The organism is Myxococcaceae bacterium JPH2 (assembly GCA_016458225.1).
In the GTDB taxonomy this organism is placed as follows: Bacteria; Myxococcota; Myxococcia; order Myxococcales; family Myxococcaceae; genus Citreicoccus.
In genome coordinates this window covers 351,312-369,618 of the sequence record JAEMGR010000003.1, presented here as the reverse complement: position 1 = coordinate 369,618, position 18,307 = coordinate 351,312, and the positions used below count along the sequence as shown (strand labels likewise).

Annotated in this window: 16 protein-coding genes; 6 read left to right on the top strand and 10 right to left on the bottom strand. The window is 71.6% G+C overall.

Going from position 1 to position 18,307, the window contains the following annotated elements:
* The first annotated feature begins 42 nt into the window (after positions 1-42).
* Positions 43-2,421: a carboxypeptidase regulatory-like domain-containing protein gene (locus tag JGU66_06220; protein ID MBJ6760351.1), complete on the top strand. Its 2,379-nt coding sequence runs from the start codon at positions 43-45 to the stop codon at positions 2,419-2,421.
* Here JGU66_06220 and JGU66_06215 read toward each other — a convergent pair.
* Together JGU66_06215 and JGU66_06210 are read right to left on the bottom strand one after the other, a co-directional pair.
* On the bottom strand, positions 2,418-3,218 hold the full coding sequence (locus JGU66_06215; GenBank protein ID MBJ6760350.1) for a TIGR00266 family protein: 801 nt from the start codon (positions 3,216-3,218) through the stop codon (positions 2,418-2,420). The genes JGU66_06220 and JGU66_06215 overlap by 4 nt on opposite strands.
* A 65-nt stretch (positions 3,219-3,283) precedes the next feature.
* On the bottom strand, positions 3,284-3,841 hold the full coding sequence (locus JGU66_06210; protein ID MBJ6760349.1) for a hypothetical protein: 558 nt from the start codon (positions 3,839-3,841) through the stop codon (positions 3,284-3,286).
* A 182-nt stretch (positions 3,842-4,023) separates the two neighbouring features.
* On the opposite strand from JGU66_06210, the gene JGU66_06205 reads away from it, so the two are divergent.
* From JGU66_06205 to JGU66_06195, 3 genes are all read left to right on the top strand, one after another.
* The gene (locus JGU66_06205) at positions 4,024-5,235 is read left to right on the top strand and encodes a metallophosphoesterase (GenBank protein ID MBJ6760348.1); all 1,212 of its coding nucleotides are present in this window, start codon (positions 4,024-4,026) and stop codon (positions 5,233-5,235) included.
* A gap of 207 nt (positions 5,236-5,442) precedes the next feature.
* Positions 5,443-5,826: a hypothetical protein gene (locus JGU66_06200; GenBank protein ID MBJ6760347.1), complete on the top strand. Its 384-nt coding sequence runs from the start codon at positions 5,443-5,445 to the stop codon at positions 5,824-5,826.
* 25 nt (positions 5,827-5,851) lie between these two features.
* A complete protein-coding gene (locus JGU66_06195) occupies positions 5,852-6,607 on the top strand; it encodes a DUF4157 domain-containing protein (GenBank protein ID MBJ6760346.1) in 756 nt (251 codons plus the stop codon).
* Between the two features lie 82 nt (positions 6,608-6,689).
* On the opposite strand, the gene JGU66_06190 is transcribed toward JGU66_06195, so the two are convergent.
* Positions 6,690-7,379, bottom strand: a complete 690-nt coding sequence (locus JGU66_06190; GenBank protein ID MBJ6760345.1) for a LysM peptidoglycan-binding domain-containing protein — start codon at positions 7,377-7,379, stop codon at positions 6,690-6,692.
* Positions 7,380-7,544: 165 nt separating this feature from the next.
* On the opposite strand from JGU66_06190, the gene JGU66_06185 reads away from it, so the two are divergent.
* Together JGU66_06185 and JGU66_06180 are read left to right on the top strand one after the other, a co-directional pair.
* A complete protein-coding gene (locus JGU66_06185) occupies positions 7,545-8,099 on the top strand; it encodes a dual specificity protein phosphatase family protein (GenBank protein ID MBJ6760344.1) in 555 nt (184 codons plus the stop codon).
* An 80-nt stretch (positions 8,100-8,179) separates the two neighbouring features.
* Positions 8,180-9,268 (top strand): hypothetical protein, encoded by a 1,089-nt coding sequence (locus JGU66_06180; GenBank protein MBJ6760343.1) that lies wholly within the window; start codon positions 8,180-8,182, stop codon positions 9,266-9,268.
* A 58-nt stretch (positions 9,269-9,326) separates the two neighbouring features.
* Here JGU66_06180 and JGU66_06175 read toward each other — a convergent pair whose 3' ends face one another.
* The 7 genes from JGU66_06175 to JGU66_06145 form a co-directional block, all read right to left on the bottom strand.
* Positions 9,327-11,141, bottom strand: coding sequence for an acyl-CoA dehydrogenase (locus tag JGU66_06175; GenBank protein MBJ6760342.1), 1,815 nt, complete (start codon positions 11,139-11,141; stop codon positions 9,327-9,329).
* A gap of 93 nt (positions 11,142-11,234) precedes the next feature.
* A complete protein-coding gene (locus JGU66_06170) occupies positions 11,235-11,903 on the bottom strand; it encodes a class I SAM-dependent methyltransferase (protein MBJ6760341.1) in 669 nt (222 codons plus the stop codon).
* Positions 11,904-11,961: 58 nt separating this feature from the next.
* Positions 11,962-13,227 carry a hypothetical protein gene (locus JGU66_06165; protein ID MBJ6760340.1) on the bottom strand — a complete coding sequence of 422 codons (1,266 nt, stop codon included), beginning with the start codon at positions 13,225-13,227 and terminating at the stop codon, positions 11,962-11,964.
* 312 nt (positions 13,228-13,539) lie between these two features.
* Entirely contained in the window at positions 13,540-14,100 is a 561-nt protein-coding gene (locus JGU66_06160; protein ID MBJ6760339.1) for a hypothetical protein, read from the bottom strand.
* A 147-nt stretch (positions 14,101-14,247) separates the two neighbouring features.
* Positions 14,248-14,964, bottom strand: coding sequence for an MOSC domain-containing protein (locus JGU66_06155; protein ID MBJ6760338.1), 717 nt, complete (start codon positions 14,962-14,964; stop codon positions 14,248-14,250).
* 72 nt (positions 14,965-15,036) lie between these two features.
* Positions 15,037-15,459 (bottom strand): hypothetical protein, encoded by a 423-nt coding sequence (locus JGU66_06150; protein MBJ6760337.1) that lies wholly within the window; start codon positions 15,457-15,459, stop codon positions 15,037-15,039.
* Positions 15,460-15,498: 39 nt separating this feature from the next.
* Positions 15,499-18,009 (bottom strand): MMPL family transporter, encoded by a 2,511-nt coding sequence (locus tag JGU66_06145; protein MBJ6760336.1) that lies wholly within the window; start codon positions 18,007-18,009, stop codon positions 15,499-15,501.
* Between the last annotated feature and the right edge of the window lie 298 nt (positions 18,010-18,307).

Genomic DNA, 18,307 nt, shown 5'->3' with positions numbered 1-18,307 from the left:
TCTCTCGACCGGGACCGGCCTGCTGGGGCAGCATGGGGAGACATGCGGATCGCCCTTGTTATCGCGCTCGTGTTTCTCCATGCGGGCCTCGCGCTGGCCGAGCCGGATTCCTTTGGCCTGGGGACGGGCCGGGATGGCTCGCTGTCCGTCTCGACCCAGGACGTCGTCGTCAACACGGCCTTTGCCGCCATCTCGACGGATGTCGTCGCGGGCGGCACGGTGGCCCGGCTCTCGACCGTGACGGGCTTCGCCGCGGGCGACCTGGTGCTGTTCCATCAGACGACCGAGCCCGCCTGGGCCGCGCCGGTGGGGACCTCCTCGCTGGACCTGGGGCCGCGCAACCTGGGCCAGTGGGAGCTGGCGCGCGTCAGCAAGGTGGACGGCGTGCTGCGCCGGATGACGCTCACCGCGCCGCTGCGGTTCGGCTTCCAGGTCGGCGGGCAGGTGGTGCGCGTCCCCGAGTACAAGGACGTGACGGTGACGCAAGCCGGCTCGCTGGCGGCGCCGCCGTGGAAGTCGCCCACGGGCGGCATCCTCGCGTTCCTCGTGTCCGGCACGCTCTCCAATGCGGGGCGCATCCACGCGGACGGCAAGGGCTTCGAGGGCGGCAGCCAGCGCGACCACTCGACGGGGCCGCTGGGCTGCACCGGGCTGAATCTGTCCTTCGCGCAGGGCGGCACCGAGCGCGGTGAGGGTGTGGCGCTGCGGGGCACGGGCCGAGGCAACGTCGCCAACGGCGGCGGTGGCGCCAACTGCCGCAACGCGGGCGGCGGAGGCGGAGGCCATGGTGGCGTGGGCGGCGCGGGCGGGCGCACCGCCGAGAGCGACGGCCGGCGCGCCGAGGGCGGCCTGGGCGGCGCGTCGCTCACGTATACCCTCTATGACCACTTCCTCTTCGGCGGGGGCGGTGGCGCGGGCGAGGGCGACGAGACCCAGGGCACGGGGGGAGAGCGAGGCGGCGGTGCGGTCTTCACCCGCGCGGCGCTCTTCGTCGGCTCGGGGACCTATTCGGCCAACGGCGCGGCGCCGGCGTTCACCTCGGGCTCGGATGGGGCCGGCGGGGGTGGCGCGGGAGGCACGGTCATCCTGCGCAGCGCGACCCAGCTCAACTGTGGCGCCGCGCAGGCGAACGGCGGGCAGGGCGGAGACATCACGCCCTTCGCGTCGGAGCTGCTCGGGGCGGGCGGTGGTGGCGCGGGCGGGCGCCTGTTGTTGCAGGGCACGGCCGTGACGTGCTCGTCGTCCGCGCAGGCCGGGCGCGGTGGCATGTCCGTCATCTCCGATGGCGGGGTGGACATGGCCTCGCCGTGGGTGACGGACTCGGCGCCTTATGCAGGCACCTCGCAGCCGTTGCTCTTGCCCTTCCGTGTGCTCGTGACGCCGGTGGTGACCTCGCCGCGCGACGGGAGCCTCGTGCCGAACCCGCAGCCGCGCATCGACGGCACGGCGGATCCCGTGGGCCCCGTGGTGTACGTGTCCGTGGACGGCGTGCGGCTGTCGGCGGTGGTGCCGGACAGCAGCGGACGCTTCTCCGTCACCCCGCGCCAGCCGCTGCCTCCGGGCGAGCACCTGGTGGAGGTCTTCTCGGAGGTGCTGGGCATGGGCAGCGCGCCCGCCACGCCCGTGCGCTTCACCACGCCCGTGGTGCTCTCGGATGGCGGCGTGGTGGTGGCGCCGGTGCTGGTGGTGCCCGCGACGGGCGACACCGTGAGCCCCACGCCGCTGTTCGCCGGCACCGCGCTCAACGGCGTCTCGGTGGGTCTGGACATCGACGATGAGCCCGAGGTGGTGCTCTCCATGGACCTGGAGGGGCGCTTCCGCTACGTGCGGCCGGGGGATCAGCCGATGACGCCGGGCCCGCACCGCGCTCGCGTGCACGCGCACGACGAGAACGGCAACAACGGCCCCTCATCCTCCGCGACCACCTTCGAGGTCGTGGTGGGTGAGGTGGACGCGGGGACCGGACAGACTCCCGATGCGGGCGGCACCGCTGATGCGGGGACGCGGCCAGACGGAGGCGTGAGGGATCCGCTGGTCCCCGTGGTGGTGGTGCCCGAGCAGGGCGAGGTGGTGGACCCCACGCCGACGTTCGCGGGCGTGGCGGTGGCGGGCGCGTCCGTGGCCTTGGAGTTGGACGGCGTGGCGCTGGCCACGGTCACCACGGATGACGCGGGTGTCTTCCGCCACGAGGTGGGCTCGGCCGAGGCGCTGGCGCTGGGTGACCACCGCGTGGTGGCGCGCACCGTGGAGACGCAGGGCGTGGCGGGTGCGCGCTCGAGCGCGGTGGACTTCCAGGTGCGAGGCCCCACCGCGCTGGACGTGGGCTGTGGCTGCGGCGCGACCCCGCTGGAGGGCCTGGCCAGCGCGGGGGCGTGGCTGGGGCTGCTCGCCCTGTCGCGGCGGCGAGCCCGGCGCGGCTAGGGGTCGTCGCTCAGCCCCAGGTTGCCGAGCCCGAGGTTGCCCAGCACGGAGCCCTCCTCGGACGAGCTTCCCGGGCGCGCGGCGGCGAGCACTCGGCTCGCGAGCCGGTTGAAGGGCAGGGACTGGAGCCACACGCGCCCCGGTCCCCGCACGGTGGCGAAGAAGAAGCCCTCGCCTCCGAAGAAGGCCGTCTTGATTCCGCTCACCCGCTGGATGTCGAAGTCCACGGTGGGCTGGAACGCGACGATGCAGCCGGTGTCCACGCGCAGCAGCTCGCCCGGCCCCAGCATCCGCTCGTGCAGCGTGCCTCCCGCGTGGATGAAGACGAGGCCGTCGCCTTGGAGGCGCTGCATGATGAAGCCCTCACCACCGAAGAGGCCCGTGCCCAGCTTCTTCTGCATCGCGATGCCCAGCGTCACGCCCTTGGCGGCCGCGAGGAAGCTGTCCTTCTGCGCGATGAGTTCGCCGCCCATCTGCCCCAGGTCCACGGGGATGATCTTCCCCGGGTGAGGCGCGCCGAAGGCCACCTTGCGCTTGCCGCCCGCGCGGTTGAGGAAGACGGTGGTGAAGAGGGACTCGCCCGTCAGCAGGCGCCGGCCCGCGCCGAGCAGCGAGTCGAACAGGCCGCTCTTCTGCTTGGAACCGTCGCCGAAGACGGTCTCCATCTCGATGCCGTCCTCCATGTACATGAAGGCCCCCGCCTCGGCGACCGCGGCCTCGCCCGGGTCCAGCTCCACCTCCACGAACTGCAAGTCGTCGCCGTGAACCTGGAAGTCCACCTCGTGCATGCGCGCCATGAACACCCTCCGCTCGCTGGATAAGCTCGCGACGGGGCGGACGATAGTCGCTCGAGGCGTCGCGGCTATTTCGAGAGCAGCACGGACAAGGCGGCCACGGCGCGCGCGCTGGAGTCCGCGATGAGGGGCGGGATGGACACGCTCACCGGGTTCTCCACGCCATGGCCGCACGAGCGCGAGCCCTGGTAGAGCGAGTCCTGCTGCTTGAGCTGGTAGCTGCAGCGCCCCACGGTGCCGGTGAGCGCGTCCGGCGAAATCTTCAGGTTCGAGGGCTGCCCGGCGAAGAACCCCTTCGCCTCCAGCGTGCTGGCGTTCTCGGTGACCTTCATGTTGACGGGCGACTGGCCAAACGAGCCGGTGACCTCACCCTTCTCCTGGTTCAGCGACAGGTCCACCGTGCGGCCATAGGCGCGGCCTCGCATGCTGTTCGAGTCCATCCCCAGCTGGAACTGCGGGCTGCTGATGTCCGTGGGCGTCACCTTCGCGGTGATGTCCTGCCTCGGTGTGCGCAGGGTGAGGTACTGCGACTGCGACGCGTCGTCGGACTTCGGGTGGTCCTTGGCGAGCGCGGGCGCGGCGGCCCCGAGCAGCAGACTGGCGACGAGGAGTGTGGAGGTCTTCATGGCCCAAACGTAGGCCCGGCCTTCCCCACGCAAGGCGGGAGGGGCGGGGGCCTCGGGCCGCCTGCCTGGAGTCCGGGGCGGAGGAGCCCCGGGGAGCGGGCGGGTTGCCGAGCGAGTGGGGGAGGGGGGCGTTATCGTCCAGCCCCAGCGGCCCCGTCTCGGGCGGCGAAAGGGTGCGTGCCGTGGCGGAGCTGTCCCCTGGGGTTGAGTCAGAGCGGGAGCCTCGGCTGCCCGCGGGCGTGGTGTGGGCCTTCGTCGTGCGGGTGGGCATCATCCTCAGCCTGTTGGGCGGGTTCCACGCGTACGTGGGCCTGCGGCTGTTCGCGGATCCGGCGTGGCCCGCGCCCTGGGCCCTGCTGGGTGAGCTGGTGCTGGGGGCGCTCTTCGTGATGCTGCCCGCGGGCATGCTGCTGGGGCGGCACGAGTCCTCCGGCGCCCTGCGCGTGCTCAAGTGGGTGGCCTTCATCTGGCTGGGCTCGCTCGGCGTGTTCTTCACCACGACGGTGGCCGCCGACCTGGTGGCCGCGGTGCTGCGCTGGACAGGCACCGTCACCGACGCGCAGTCCCTGGCGCGAGGCAAGGCGTTGGGCGTGCTGCTGACGGCGCTGCCCGCGGTGGGGTTCGCGTTCCTCACCGCGCGCGGGCGGGCCCGGGTGGAGCGGGTGACAGTTCCCGTGGAGGGACTGGGCGCTGGCCTGAGCGGCCTGAGGGTGGTGCAGATCTCCGACATCCACGTGGGCCCCACGCTGGATGGGAAGTGGCTGACGCGCGTGGTGGAGCAGGTGAACGCGCTCGCGCCGGACGTGGTGGCGGTGACGGGAGACCTGGTGGACGGCAGCGTGGAGGCGCTGCGCGACGAGGTGGCGCCGCTCGCGGGGCTGCGCGCGAAGCTGGGCGTCTTCTACGTGACGGGGAACCACGAGTACTACCACGGCGGTCGCGCCTGGTCCGCCGAGGTGGCGCGCCTGGGCCTCACCGTGCTGCGCAACGAGCACCGCGTGGTGGAGCGGGATGGGGCGCGGCTCGTGGTGGCGGGCGTCACCGACTACAACGCGGGCAGCATCGACGCCGAGCACGCGAGCCGGCCCGACCTGGCGCTGGCGGGCGCCCCGGCGGACGTGCCGCGCGTGCTGCTGGCGCACCAGCCGCGCTCGGCGCTGTCGCTCCAGGGGCTGCGCGTGGACCTCCAGCTCTCCGGACACACGCACGGCGGCCAGGTGTTCCCCTTCATGTTCTTCGTGAAGCTCCAGCAGCCCGTGGTTCGCGGGCTTGCGCGGGTGGCCGGCGTCCGCGTCTACACCCACCGGGGCACCGGCTACTGGGGCCCGCCCCTGCGCCTGGGCCCCTCGCCGGAGATCGCCGAGCTGACCCTCGTCCCCGCCGAGGCCCGCTGACCGGGTCCGGACAGGGCTTGGATTGAAGCAAAACTTGATATTTCCACTATTGCTGTCTACTCTTGGGGTGTGTCCACTGTTCCCCTCCCGTATGTGACCGCCCCCTCCCCGCTGTCCGTCCTGCCCGTGGGGGGGATGGTGCCGGGAGGCTGGGAGCGGCCGGGCGTGGGGCTTCGGAACCGGACCGGGTCAGGCGCGCCTCGGGTGATGGTGGTGTCCGAGCTGCCGCTGATTCGACTCGCGGTGGGGCGAGAGCTGGTCTCCCAGTGCGAGATGCTGCACGCGCTGGGGACGGCGTCCGCCGAGCGGCGGTTGGACGCGGGGGCCACGCCGGAGCTGCTGGTGCTGGACATGGACTGCACGGCCCGCCCCATCCTGGAAGGGTTCCTGGCCCGGCTGGTGGAGCGGGGCTTTGGTGGACCCCGCATCCTGTTGTCCGCCGGCTTCCGTACAGAGGCCGCCGCCCGGGTCCGGGCGTCATGCGTCACCCACTTCGCACTCGGTCGGCCCTGGCGCCCGGGCGAGCTGCGCCTGCTCGTGGAGTCGGTGCTTGGGATCTCCCGCTTTCCTGCCGCCGCACGCAGCCCATGAAGGCCGGCCCGCGTCCCCGGTCTCGCTGAGCGACCGGTGCCTGGACGCCGGGCATGGACTCGTCACCGGGCTCATCAGCGCCTCGGCGGGCGCGGCGCGCAGCGCCATCTTCGCCCTCGCGTCGTTGGCGGGGGGCATGGCCCGCTGTGCCTCGGGGCGCTCGCGCGAGGGGCTGCCCCAGCTCAAGCAGGGGCTGTGGCGCATGGCCCAGCTCCCCGTGGACGTGGTGCTGATGGTGAGCGTGCGCGTGCTGAGCGCCGCGCAGGTCATCGCCGGCCTGGAGACCCTGGGCCGCCGCCTCACCGACGCCGAGGTGGCGCGGCTGCGTCCCATCTTCGGCGGCAGCCTGGACTACGGCGCCGTGCGCGTGAAGGAAGGTCCGCTGGGGCTCCTGGGCGTGACGGGCCGCGCGTTCGCGCATGGCGACACCGTCTTCCTGCCGCCGGGGGACTCGGCCGAGGACTTCGGGCTGCTCGTGCATGAGCTGACGCACGTGTGGCAGCACCAGCACGGCGGCACGGCCTACTTGAGCGCCGCGTTGCTCGCGCAGTTCCTGGGGGATGGCTACGACTGGCGCAAGGCCGTCTCGCAGCGGCGGCGCTGGGCCGAGCTGAACCCCGAGCAGCAGGCGCAGCTCATCCAGGACGCGGTGGAGGCCCACCTGGTGCCGCCCGTCTCCGCGCCCACCGCGCAGGTGCGCTTGCGGGGCTGGTCCGACAGCGCGCTGTGCCTGCTGGACGAGGCCATGGACTGCCTCTACGCCGGCCGCGGCGCGCCCTGAGCCTGAAACGACTCCGGGGCCCCCGACTCGCATCGCGCGAGCCGGACGCCCCGGAAGGACTGCTGCCGCGTGGTGCCCCTGCTCAGCCGCGGTACTGGTGCACGGACATGATGGGGTAGTTCATCGAGCTGATGGTGATGCGCTGCGAGCCATCCGAGTTCACGTTGTTGGAGCCGATGAACTGGGGCTGGCCGTTCTTCCAACCCGCGAACATCACCACGTGCTCGCCGCCGTTGGTCTTCATGCTGACCACGTCGCCCGGCTTGGCGTCCTTGAGGCTCACGCGCTTGAAGTTCGGGTCACGGTCCAGGTTCGACTGGAGGCCGTAGACGGAGTTGTTGTGCTGGCTGTTGCTGATCTGCCCCGCCTGCTCCAGGCACGCGGAGACGAAGTTGGCGCAGTTGACGTTGTTGGGAATCCCGTCATCCATGTCCGAGCCCACGCCCGTCTTCTCCAGCTTCAGCGAGCCGGCGTTCTTGCCGAGCTGCGCCTGGGCGATGTCGAACGGGCTGCCCTTGGGACCCTTGGTGCCGGGGCCCGAGTTGATGGGGCCGGAGCCATCCACGCCGCCCGGGCCGCCCTTGTTGCCGCCGGGACGCAGCGACGGAGAGTCGAAGCCGTCCTTGCTGCCCGGGATGTTCAGGGACTTGCCGGCGTAGATGAGGTCGGCGTTCTTGATCTGCGGGTTCGCCTTCATCAGCGCGCCCACGCTGGTGTTGTAGCGCTGGGCCAGGGCGGACAGGGTGTCGCCGGACTTGATCTTGATGCTCATGGGAGGCTCCGGGGAGAGAGCAGATGGGGTCAGTTACCAATTGCTGCGATTGTTTTCATTCTCTGAGATGGCGCGGCTTTGTTGCGTCCCGCGACGCATTTGTCACCGGATCAGCTGGGACTGTAAAACTCGCGAGTTAGCGGGGCTGGCCCTAGGTTGCGAGGCATGAGCACGCCGCGTGGGAAGCTGAACCTCGATTGGGTGACGCCTTCGCTCGCGGTGGGGGGACGCTTCCCCATCGAGGCGGCGGACCATCTGGCCCGAGGCCTGGGCATCTCCGCCATCGTGGACGTGCGAGGCGAGGCCCGCGACGACGAGCGCGCCCTGCGCGAGCACGGCATCGCGTTCCTGCACCTGCCCGCTCAAGACCTCGGGGCCCTCCACCTGAACCGGCTGGACGACGGCGTGGCCTGGGTGTCCGAGCGACTGGCGCGCGGAGAGAAGGTGCTCATTCACTGCGAGCACGGCGCGGGTCGCAGCGTGTTGCTGGCGCTGTGCGTCATGGTGGCGCGAGGCGAGGCGCCGCTGGAGGCGTTGGCGAACGCGAAGGCGCGGCGGTGGCAGGTGTCGCCCAGTGAGACGCAGCTTCGGGCGTTCCGTGCGTGGACGGCGCGGTGGCGCGAGGGGCACGCGGTGTCCTGGGCGGTGCCCTCGGTGGAAGCACTGGCGGAGCGGGCCTACAGCCACCTGCGCCACCCACCCCCGGTGGAAGAGTCCTGAGGGACACGCGAGGGTGGAGTGGGGGACGCGGGAATGTCGCGGCGCTTGAACGGTGCGGAGGGGCCGCGCATGGTGGCGCGGTGACCTCCATCGCTCATCCTGACTTCTCGGCCGCGCGGTTCGCGCAGTTCCCGGACGCGCGCTTCGAGCCGGCGCCCGCGGACGGCGTCCTGCCCGAGGGCTTCTTCACCACCACCAACCTGCCCACGTACGTGCGGCTCCAAGGGCAGTGGCGCATGCCGCGCGAGCCGCGCATGGACGGCGCGCTGGTGCTGGACGCGCAGGGCGTGCTCTGGGTCCGCGAGGGCCGCCGCGTGCGCGCGGGCGAGCGCGTGGTGGTGGGGCGCGCGGAGGACGGCAGCGAGGGCGTCTTCGTGAACATGGCGTACCTCACCGAGGGCGGCGAGGGCGAGTTCAAGTTCATGACGTCCGAGGTGTCGCGCGAGAAGCCCATCGACTACGCGCACATGGCCCGGCTGCTGGTGGAGGAGCGCGAGCGCGGCGGCTATCCCGTGTGGGTGACGGGGCCGGCGCTGGTGCACTCGCGGGCGCGCGCGGACATGACGTGGTTCATCGAGAACGGCTTCGTGGGCGCGCTGCTCGCGGGCAACGCGGTGGCGGTGCACGACATCGAGGCGTCCATCTACGGCACCACGCTGGGCATGAGCGGCTCGGGCGAGGCGACGTCGGGCGGCCACGGCCTGCACATGCGCGCCATCAACAAGGTGCGCGCGGCGGGCTCCATCGCGGCGGCGGTGAAGGCGGGCGTCGTCACCAACGGCATCATGCACGCGTGCGTGACGCGCAACGTGCCCTTCGTCCTCACCGGCTCCATCCGGGATGACGGCCCGCTGCCGGACGTGGTGACGGACAACCTGGCCGCGCAGGACGCCATGCGCCGCCACGCGGTGAAGGCCACCATGGCGGTGCTCATCGCCACGGCGCTGCACGCCATCGCCACGGGCAACATGCTGCCCGCCTTCGTCACGGAGTCGGACGGCGCGCTGCGCGAGCTGCCCACCATCTGCGTGGACTCGTCCGAGTTCGTGGTGAGCAAGCTGAAGGACCGGGGCACGCATCAGGCCTTCGGCGTGGTGACCAACGCCCAGGACTTCATGCACATCCTCCGGCTCTACGTGGAGCGCGAACTGGCGGCCCGCGCTCGCTGAAGGCTCCTGCGCGCGGCGGCTCGGTCTTGCGAGCGCCGCGCGCGGAGGCTTGTGGCCCTTAGAAGGACTCTTCGGGCACGTCCATCAGGTCCAGGTTGCCGCGCTCCACCATGCGCGCGGCGTGGGCGATGGCGGGCAGCACCTCGTGGCAGAACCAGCGCGCGCTGGCCACCTTGCCGGCGTAGAAGGCCTTGTCGCCGGGGTTCTCCTTCATCCGCTCCAGCGCCACGCCGGCGTGCCGCACCAGCAGCCAGCCCACCACCACCTCGGCCACGGCGAACAGCACGCGGTTGCCCTGCAGGCCCACGTGGTAGACGGACTCGCCCAGCTTGCCCATCAGCGTGCCGAGCATCATCTCCAGGTGGCCGAGCGCCTCCCCCAGCGCCTCGCGCTCGGTCTTCAGCTCGGTGCCGCCCTCGTCCCCCTCGGCCGTCTGCCGCACCTTCGCGAGCAGCCCCTGGAGCGTGGCGCCACCGTCGCGCGCCACCTTGCGCATCAGCAGGTCGAGCGCCTGGATGTGCGTGGTGCCCTCGTAGAGCGTGTCGATCTTCTGGTCCCGGATGTACTGCTCCACCGGGTAGTCCTGCAGGTAGCCCGAGCCCCCGTGCACCTGCAGCGAGAGGGCGAGCATCTCGTACGCCTTCTCCGAGCAGTAGCCCTTCACCAGCGGCAGGAGCATGTCGTTGAGGACATCCGCCTCGCCGGCCTCGGTGGCGCGGTGGCCGCCCATGCGCTCCACCTGGTCCTGGATGGACGCGGTGTAGAGGCACAGCGCGCGCATGCCCTCGGCGTGGGACTTCTGCGCCATCAGCATGCGGCGCACGTCCGGGTGCTGGAAGACGGGCACGCGCGGCGCCGCCTTGTCGCGCGCCTTCATCAGGTCCGCGCCCTGCAGTCGCTCCTTGGAGAAGGACAGCGCGCGCATGTAGCCGGCGGACAGCGCGGCCATGGACTTGACGCCCACCGCCATGCGCGCCTGCTCGATGACGTGGAACATCTGGCGGATGCCGTCATGCACCTCGCCCACGAGCAGCCCGCGCGCCGGCTTCCCGTCGCCGAACGTCAGCTCGCAGGTGACGGAGCCCTTGAGCCCCATCTTCTTCTCGAGCTTGGTGCACACGACGCCGTTCAGCTCGCCCATGTTGCCCTGCTCGTCCACCCAGTACTTGGGCACGATGAAGAGGGACAGGCCCTTCGTTCCCGGCGCCGCGCCCTCGGGGCGGGCCAGCACCATGTGGATGACGTTCTCGGACATGTCCGAGTCGCCGTTGGTGATGAAGCGCTTGACGCCTTCAATCTCCCAGAGGTCGCCCTCCACGTGACGCGCCTTCGTGCGCGCCGCGCCCACGTCGCTGCCGGCGTCGGGCTCGGTGAGGACCATGGTGCCGCCCCAGCGCTTGTCCAGGATGTGCGGCAGGAAGCGGCGCTTCTGCGACTCGGTGCCCAGCCGGTCGATGATGCGCGCCATCAAGTTGCCCAGTGTGTAGAAGGCCAGCGACGCGTTGGCGCCCACCAGCAGCTCGAACGCGGCCCAGCCCAGCGTCGGCGGCGCGCCCATGCCGCCCAGGTGCGGCGGCTGCTCCAACAGGTGCATGCCAGCGTCGTAGCAGGCGTTCATGCCGCGCTTGATTCCCGGCGGCAGCGTCACCACGCCGTTCTCCAGCTTCGGCGGGTTGTGCTCCGCCTCGTCGAAGCTCGTCGCCAGCTCCTCCGTGCACAGCTTGGCGAACATCTCCAGCATCTGCCGCGCCGCGGTCTCGTCCAGGTCGCCAAAGGGCGCGTGGCCCAGCGAAGTCCTCCCGATGTCGAGGAACTCGAAGAGGTTGAACTGGAGGTCGCGGAGGTTGGGCGTGTAGTGGTGCGACGACGACATCTCAGGCTCCTCACGACCCCGCGGACGCACCGCGCGGGCCGGGTTCGGGGGATTCCAGAAGGGCCCCGAGGCTACCCGAGATTGATTCGCGAGTCAGAGCGCCGCGCCACCTCGCGCGACGACGTCCCACCAGCCGAACCACATGGTGCGCTGCTCGGTGAGGTGCACCCAGCCCGGGGCGTGCGCGTAGGCGCGGGGCAGCAAGCCCACCTGCGCCAGCGCGCGGGCGGTCTCCTCGAAGGAGTACAGGTGCAGGGTGACCTGGGGGCCCGCGGTGGGAATCACGCGCGTGGGGGACTCGTGCGCCTCCAGGCCCGGGCGCCGCTCCAGAATGGTGAGCAGCATCCGTCCCCCGGGCTTCAGCGCGGCGGCGAAGTGCCCGAGCACGCGCGGCAGGTCATGGCAGAAGTCGAGACAGCCGATGGCGAGCGCGACGTCGAAGCGGCCCAGCTCCGCGGGCACGGGCTGGTGGTAGCTGTGCACGCGCCACGTTCCGCTGGGGCGCGCGCGCCGGGCCAGCGCCAGCATCTCCGGTGAGAGGTCCAGCCCCACCACGTCCACCGAGGACGCCAGCGCGCGGGTGTGCGGGCCGGGGCCGCAGCCCACGTCCAGCACGCGGCAGCCCGGCGTCACGGCGTCGTCGAGGAAGCGCTCCACCCGGTCGCCGTAGCGGTGCAGCACGGGGAAGAGCGCCTCGTAGGCGGGAGCAATCTCCTCGTATACCTGCCGCACGGCGTCTTCGTGCTGCGCATCGCGGGACATGCGGGGGCTCACGGTAGCACGGCCTCCGTGCGCGCCCTGGCGTGGTGGAGCCTCATGTTCAGGGAGTGGGGAAGTCGACCGAGCGCCACGTCTCCAGCGCCCAGTCCTGCTCATCGGGGTCGTCGAAGCTGACGACGCACACCGCGCGCCGAGTGCCCGCGCGGCACAGGGCCGTGAGGCGACACAGGCCGGGCTCCAGGTGCAACGACGCGCGGCTCGTCACGCGCTCGGTCTGGTGCTCCAGGTCGAGCGCGCGACGCTCGGCGGCGCCGGGCTCGGGCGCGCCTTCCTCCAGGTCCTCCATGTTCAGCACGCGCACGCTGCGCCGATGGTCGCGCGCCACCCAGCTCCCGTCCGCCAGCCGCGACTCCGAGAACGCGCCGGGGATGCGCACCTGCCAGCCTCCCGGGAGGCCCACCCGAACCGTGCCACGGCGATAACCGAGCGGCGGTCCTCCGGAGACCTCGCCCGCGCGCCGATGGACCTCCTCGGCCAGCGTGCCGCCCACGCCGAGATAGCCCAGCACCTCCTGCCACTCGCGCCAGGGGTAGGGCAGCGATGGGTCCTCGCGCCAGGCCCGCTGCAGCGTGCGGGTCACGTCGCGGAGCAGCTGTCGCTCATCGTCCAAGAGCGGCGGGCGCCACATCACGTCCGTCCACAGCCGGCACAGCGCGCGGCCCAGCCGCACGTGCGCGTTCACCGTGGGCTCCCACCACGGGAACACGTCGCGGCCCCGGCTCGGCTCCTCGAGGACGCCGAGCATCCACTGCTCGTCGCGCGGGCCCATGGGGGTGAGCAGCGCGCCGGGATGCTCGAAGACGCGGTCCGAGGGCAGCGAGAGCGTGAGCCCGGACTCGCCCACGCTCCGGCGCTGCACGAGGCGCCCCACGGTGAGGTGGAGCCACGCGAGGAACCCCGGCTCGATGGCGTCTGCGTTTCTCGAGTGGAAGTAGCCGGTGGGGTCGCCCACGCCCGAGCCCTCGTCGGGGTCCGCCCAGAAAATCCCGTGCGCGTCGCCCATGCGCAGCAGGTGGTCGCAGAGATAGCGGTGGTAGCCGGGGCCCACGGCGGACGTCTCGGCGGAGACGACGACGCGGCCCTCGCTCGCGGCCACGATGCGGACGTCACTGGCGGCGGGGTGCAGCCGCAGGCGCAGCATGGGCGCGCCGTGGGGGCCGGGCTCCACGCGGGAGCCCTCCATCCACTCGCCCGCGCACGCGTCGTGGAACCATCGCTCCACCTGACGCAGCCAGTCTCGCGCGGAGTCGCTCGCGGAGAGGGGGACTTCGCCGTGGCCTCGTCGGCCCGCCAGCAACAGCTTCATGTCTCGGGTTCCTCACGCATCGGGTTCATCCCCGGATGAAGGGCCGGGGCGTCGCGGATATGTCGCGGAGCCAGTCGCTTCGCCCGCCCTTCGTGCCTTGAACACCGGGCGTGTGGCACCCGGGCACTTCCTGCGACTCCTGGTGGGCGTGCCAGCGGAGGCGCGCGGCGGCGGCGCATGAGCGAGCGGGCTCCAGGGGAAGGGAACTCCGGGGCCTCACGCTGCCACGGCCGCGCTCGCCGTTTCCAGAGGGCGGAGCCCGTGCTTCAGATGGGCGCGGGCCCCGCCGTGGAAGTGTTCAGCCGGCCTGGACTAGCGGGTGGTGCTGTCCTTGGGCGGCGGGTTGTTGGTGTTCGGCGCGTAGGGGTCCATCGTGCCCTGGCCCGCGCAGTTGGACGCCGGTGGGGTGTTCATGTCGCTGCCGGAGCCGCCGGAGTTGGGCGGCATCGTCGTGTCACCCGAGGACGGCGGCGGGTTCATGTCCTGGCCAGAGCCACCGGTGCTCGGCGAGTTCATGTCGCCATGGTGCACGCCCGGCTCGGACTCTCCGGTGCTGTTGGCGCCGGAGCCCCCGCTGTCCGGCGGCAGGGAGGACGGCGGCTGCGTGACGGGCTCATTGCCCATGCCGCTGGTGTCGGGCGGAGGCGGCGGGTTGGGCTGCTCGTAGCCGGAGCCGCCGCTGCTGGGCGGCGGGGTGCCGGTCTCCGTGGGCGCCTGACCCGGCCCCTGGTCCGTGCCCGTGTAGTCCGTCGCGGGGGGCATGGGCTCCGTGCCGCGCTCCGCCGACTTGTTCGTCTTGCAGCCCGTGCCGAGCGCGAGCGCGCCGACGAGGAGGCTGGCCACGGTGAGCTGGGTCTTGAAGAACTTCGTCATTGCGACTCTCCCGCTGTGAGGGTCCGACTGCTCGCCCGAACGTGGGCAGCCGGTCCCGCACGCGCAGGGGGCGCTCCCCTGGCCGTCCGCGCCCGGGGCCGCATGCGCGAGGCCTCCAGTCCGCATGCGCCAGGGCGCGAACGTTCGTCAGTCGCCGTCGTTGGGGCCCACGAGTCGGGGGCGATCATCCTTGCGAGGCGCCGCGGCGGCTCGGCGCGCCAGCGACTCGCGCCACCCCGGCGTCAGCAGCGGACACTCCGCGAGCGCCGCGGCGGCCTCCCGGTCCTGCGCGTGCATGGCGTGGTTCGCGAACGCCACGGTGAACGCGGGGAAGGGGCGCTCCAGCAACGCCAAGGTGTCACCCGCCGCCACGGTGCCTTCCTCCAGCACGCGGAAGTACCAGCCGGTGCGCCCGGACTGCTGCATCACCAGGGGCAGGTCCTTGCGGTGCCACTTGCGCGCCTGCTTCCAGCACGGCTGACGCGGCTGAGAGACCTCGAGCAGCGCGGTGCCCACGCGCACGCGGTCGCCAATGCACGCGCCGTCCTCGGCGCCGCCCGAGAGGACGAAGTTCTCCCCGAAGGCGCCCGGGCCCACGTCCTCGCGCGCGAGCAGCTCGCGCCAGAAGGCGTAGTGCAGCTCCGCGTAGGCGAGCACGGCCTTCTCGGGGCCGCCGTGCACCTTCAGGTCCGCTTGCCCATCTCCGCGCAGTCCCGTGCGGGTGAGCCACACGGGGCCCGTCACGGGCTCCTTGAACGTGCCGCTCACCCACGGCCGCTCCAGCGGCTCCACCGCGCCGGCGACGCCGTGTTCGCGCACCAGCCCAACGCAGAGGGAGAGGATTCGAGGCGCGGCGGAGTCCATGGTCCCGGCGACAAAGCAGGCACCGGGCAGCGTGTCCAGCGACGCGCGATGCCCGGCGCCTCTCGGAGGGCCTCAGCGGCCCATGCCTCCATCGATGATCGAGCCGCTCGGCGCGGGCAGGAACTCTCCCGAGGTGTTGGTGTCGGGGCCCACCGTCGTCCCGGCCCCGCCCATGCCCGGCGCCGCGGTGCCCGAGCCTGGAGGCAGCACCGCGCTGGAGCTCAGGCCCGCGTCACCGCCGCCGGAGTAGGGCGAAGGCAGCAGCGCGCCCGAGCCGCCTGTGCCCGCGTCCGTCTGTCCATACGACGGCGGTGGCGTGGGCGGCGCCAGCCCCGTCGTCATGCCGGGCTCGCCCGACTGCTGTTGTGCCATCCCAGAAGTGACCTGCGCGAGCCGCGTGGGCGCCGTCCGCGTCGCGCTGCACGCCCCGCTCAGCAGCACCACGCACGCCAGCCCGCCAAGCCGTGCGCTCCCCCATCCTCCGTGCATCCCCATGCCCTGCCTCCTCGCGTGCGAGCCTCCAGTGGTGACACGTCAGTTCACGGGCGTGGTCCGCTGACCGCCCGTGCCCGTGTCCGGCGCCCGAGTCCGGTGGCGGCGGTGCTCGGACACCACCAAGAGCAGCGCGGGGAACGACACCAACATGACGACGAGGTTGGTGCCGAAGCCCAGGTTGGCGAGCACGCCAATTGACTTGAGTCCCGGGTGGTTCGCCATGAGCAGCGCGCCGAAGCCCACCGCGCTGGTCAGCAGGCCGCCCGCGATGGCCTTGCCCGTCTCCGAGTACACCTGCTCGAAGTCACTGCCCGGCGAGGCCAGCCGCGTCAGCAGGTGCACGCCCGCGTCCACCGTCGTCCCGATGAGCACGGGGATGACCAGGATGTTCAAGTAATTGAATGGCATGTGCAACAGCGGCATCAATCCCAGGAGCGCGAGCAGGGACACCACGGTGGGCAGCAGGCACAACAGCGCCATGCGCAGCCCCCCCAGCGTCAGCCACATGGCCCCGAGCACGGCCAGCGTGGTGCCCCCCAGGATGAGCGGCGACTCGTGCGTCACCAGGTTGATGATGTCCGCCAGCACCATGGGCTCGCCCGCGGCGGACACGCGGCGCCCGTCCGGGAGCTGTACACCGCGCACCTCGCGGGCCAGGGCGCGCATGGCCTGTCCGTCGGACTGGCTCACGCTCGGGTACACCAGCACGAAGCCGCTCTGGTGGCCGCGGCGGTCCAGGAACTGCTGGCGCACGCTCGGGGGCAGGTCCTCTTCGGTATAGGGCCGGGCCTTCACCTGCTCGCGCAGGCTCGTGAGCTGCTCGCGCTGCTTGGGGTCGAGGGACTCCTCGGGCACGTCCTCCAGCACCTTCCCGATGTCTCGCAGCAGCACCTGCTTCCGCTGCTGCTCGGTGGGCACGAGGCTGGAGAGCGAGATGACGAAGTCGACGGTGGAGTCCTTGCCGAGCCGCTTCTTTCGCTCGGTGAGTTCGTGCACCACGGCCTGCTCCTCCTCGGCCGAGTTGGTCAGCACCACCACGGGAGACTGCGAGTAGCCGATGAGCTGGTTGACGGCGCGGTCCAGCACGAACGAGGGCAGGTCCTCGTCCCACAGCGAGCTGAAGTCGTAGTCGAACCTCAGCCGTGGGAACTGGGTCAGCAGCGCGAGCAGCACGACGCCGGACACGCCGGTGATGAGCACGCGGCGGCGCAGGATGATGCGGCCCACGGAGAACCGCGGTGACTCGGAGGCTTCGCGGCGAGGACGCGCGCGCCAACCCCAGCGCGCCGCCAGTCCCAGCACCGCCGGCAGCACCAGGACATAGGCGGCGATGAGCACAATCATGCCCGTGCCCGCGATGACGCCGAACTCACGGAACGCGCGCAGGCGCGAGCTGCCGAGCACGAAGAAGGTGAGCGCCGCCACCAGCGCGGAGATGAGCGCCGCGCCGCCGGTGTGTGTGAAGGCCTCGCGTGTGGCCTCCTCGGAGGTCTCGCCCTCGGCGCGCAGGTTCATGTAGCGCCCCAAGAGGTGGATGCCGTGCTCCACGCCCAACCCGCCGAGGATGGCACCCAGGAACGCGGTGAGCAGGTTCACCTGTCCGTAGGCCAGCCCCACCAGCCCGTAGGTCCACGCCAGCCCCGCGCCCACGGGCGCCAACACCAGCCCCACCGCCAGCGCGCTGCGGAAGTGGAACCACAGGTAGAGCAGCACCAACACCGTGGCCACCGTCGAGGACACCGCCACGTCGCGCGTGATTTGCGCCTGTTGATCGATCTTCTTCTGGAAGGTGCCGGTGATGGCCACGTGGAACTTCGGGCCGAAGCGAGACAGGTCCTGCTTCGCGAGCAGCCCGCGCACCTCTCCGACGATGCGCTGCGAATAGGTGAGGTCCGCGGAGGACTGCTCGGGCTTGGCCAGCAGCACCACGCGGCGCGCTTGCGGATCCAAATAAGCGTCGCTCGTTCCGCGCGACAGGCGCCGTGCGCCGCTGCCGCCGTACTTCGACTCCAGGTCGGAGAAGTCCAGCGAGGGCGCTTCCTCGTCGGTGAGGTTCACGTAGAGCGGGTTGGCCTGCTCCTTCTCCCACGTGATGCGCGCGTCGAGTCGACGGTGCACTTCCTTCAGGTCCTCGGGAGACAGGAAGTACAGCGCGTGGTCGCGGAAGAACGTGCCGGGCCGCCGCGCCTCCACGTAGCGGATGCCCGGCAGGGCCTCCAGCTTGGGCGCCAGCTCATCGGAGAAGCGCTGGAGCGCGGCGGGGTCCGCGTCCTCGCCCACCACCACCACCCAGCCCAGCGCGCCGAAGCGCTGCTCCAAGGTGTGCAGGTCCTGCACGCTCTCGAAGGACTCGGGCAGCAGGTCCGCGAGGTTGGCGTTGAGCGTCAATGTGCGCGCCAGGTCCAGCCCCACCGCGCTGAGCACCAGCGTCGCCAGCAGCGCCAACCACGGGCGCCGGTGGTTGTGCACGGCCACGTTGCCCACGGCGAACTCCACGCGATGCATCCACGGGCGCTCCCCGGGTGAAGACTCCGACGGGTCCGAGGCCATGTCGTCCTGACCGCCCGAGGCGGTCACCCCTTCCCTGGGCGCTCGCCGCACGAGCCGCCTGTCCTGCGGGGGAACGTGGCCACGGCGCACGGCGTCTGCACGGGGCGTCGCCCGGTTGTCAGGTGTCAGGGAAAGCGGAGGGACGCCCCCACTCCCCGCGTGCGCCAGTGAATGCTCGCTCGCCCGAAATGCATCCCGTGCAACGAAATCCGCGGGTCGTTAGATGGTGCGGTCATTCGGGGCCTTACCTTCCGGGATGCGGCATAAACGCGTTGACTCCCTGGTTTGGCCGTGCCCA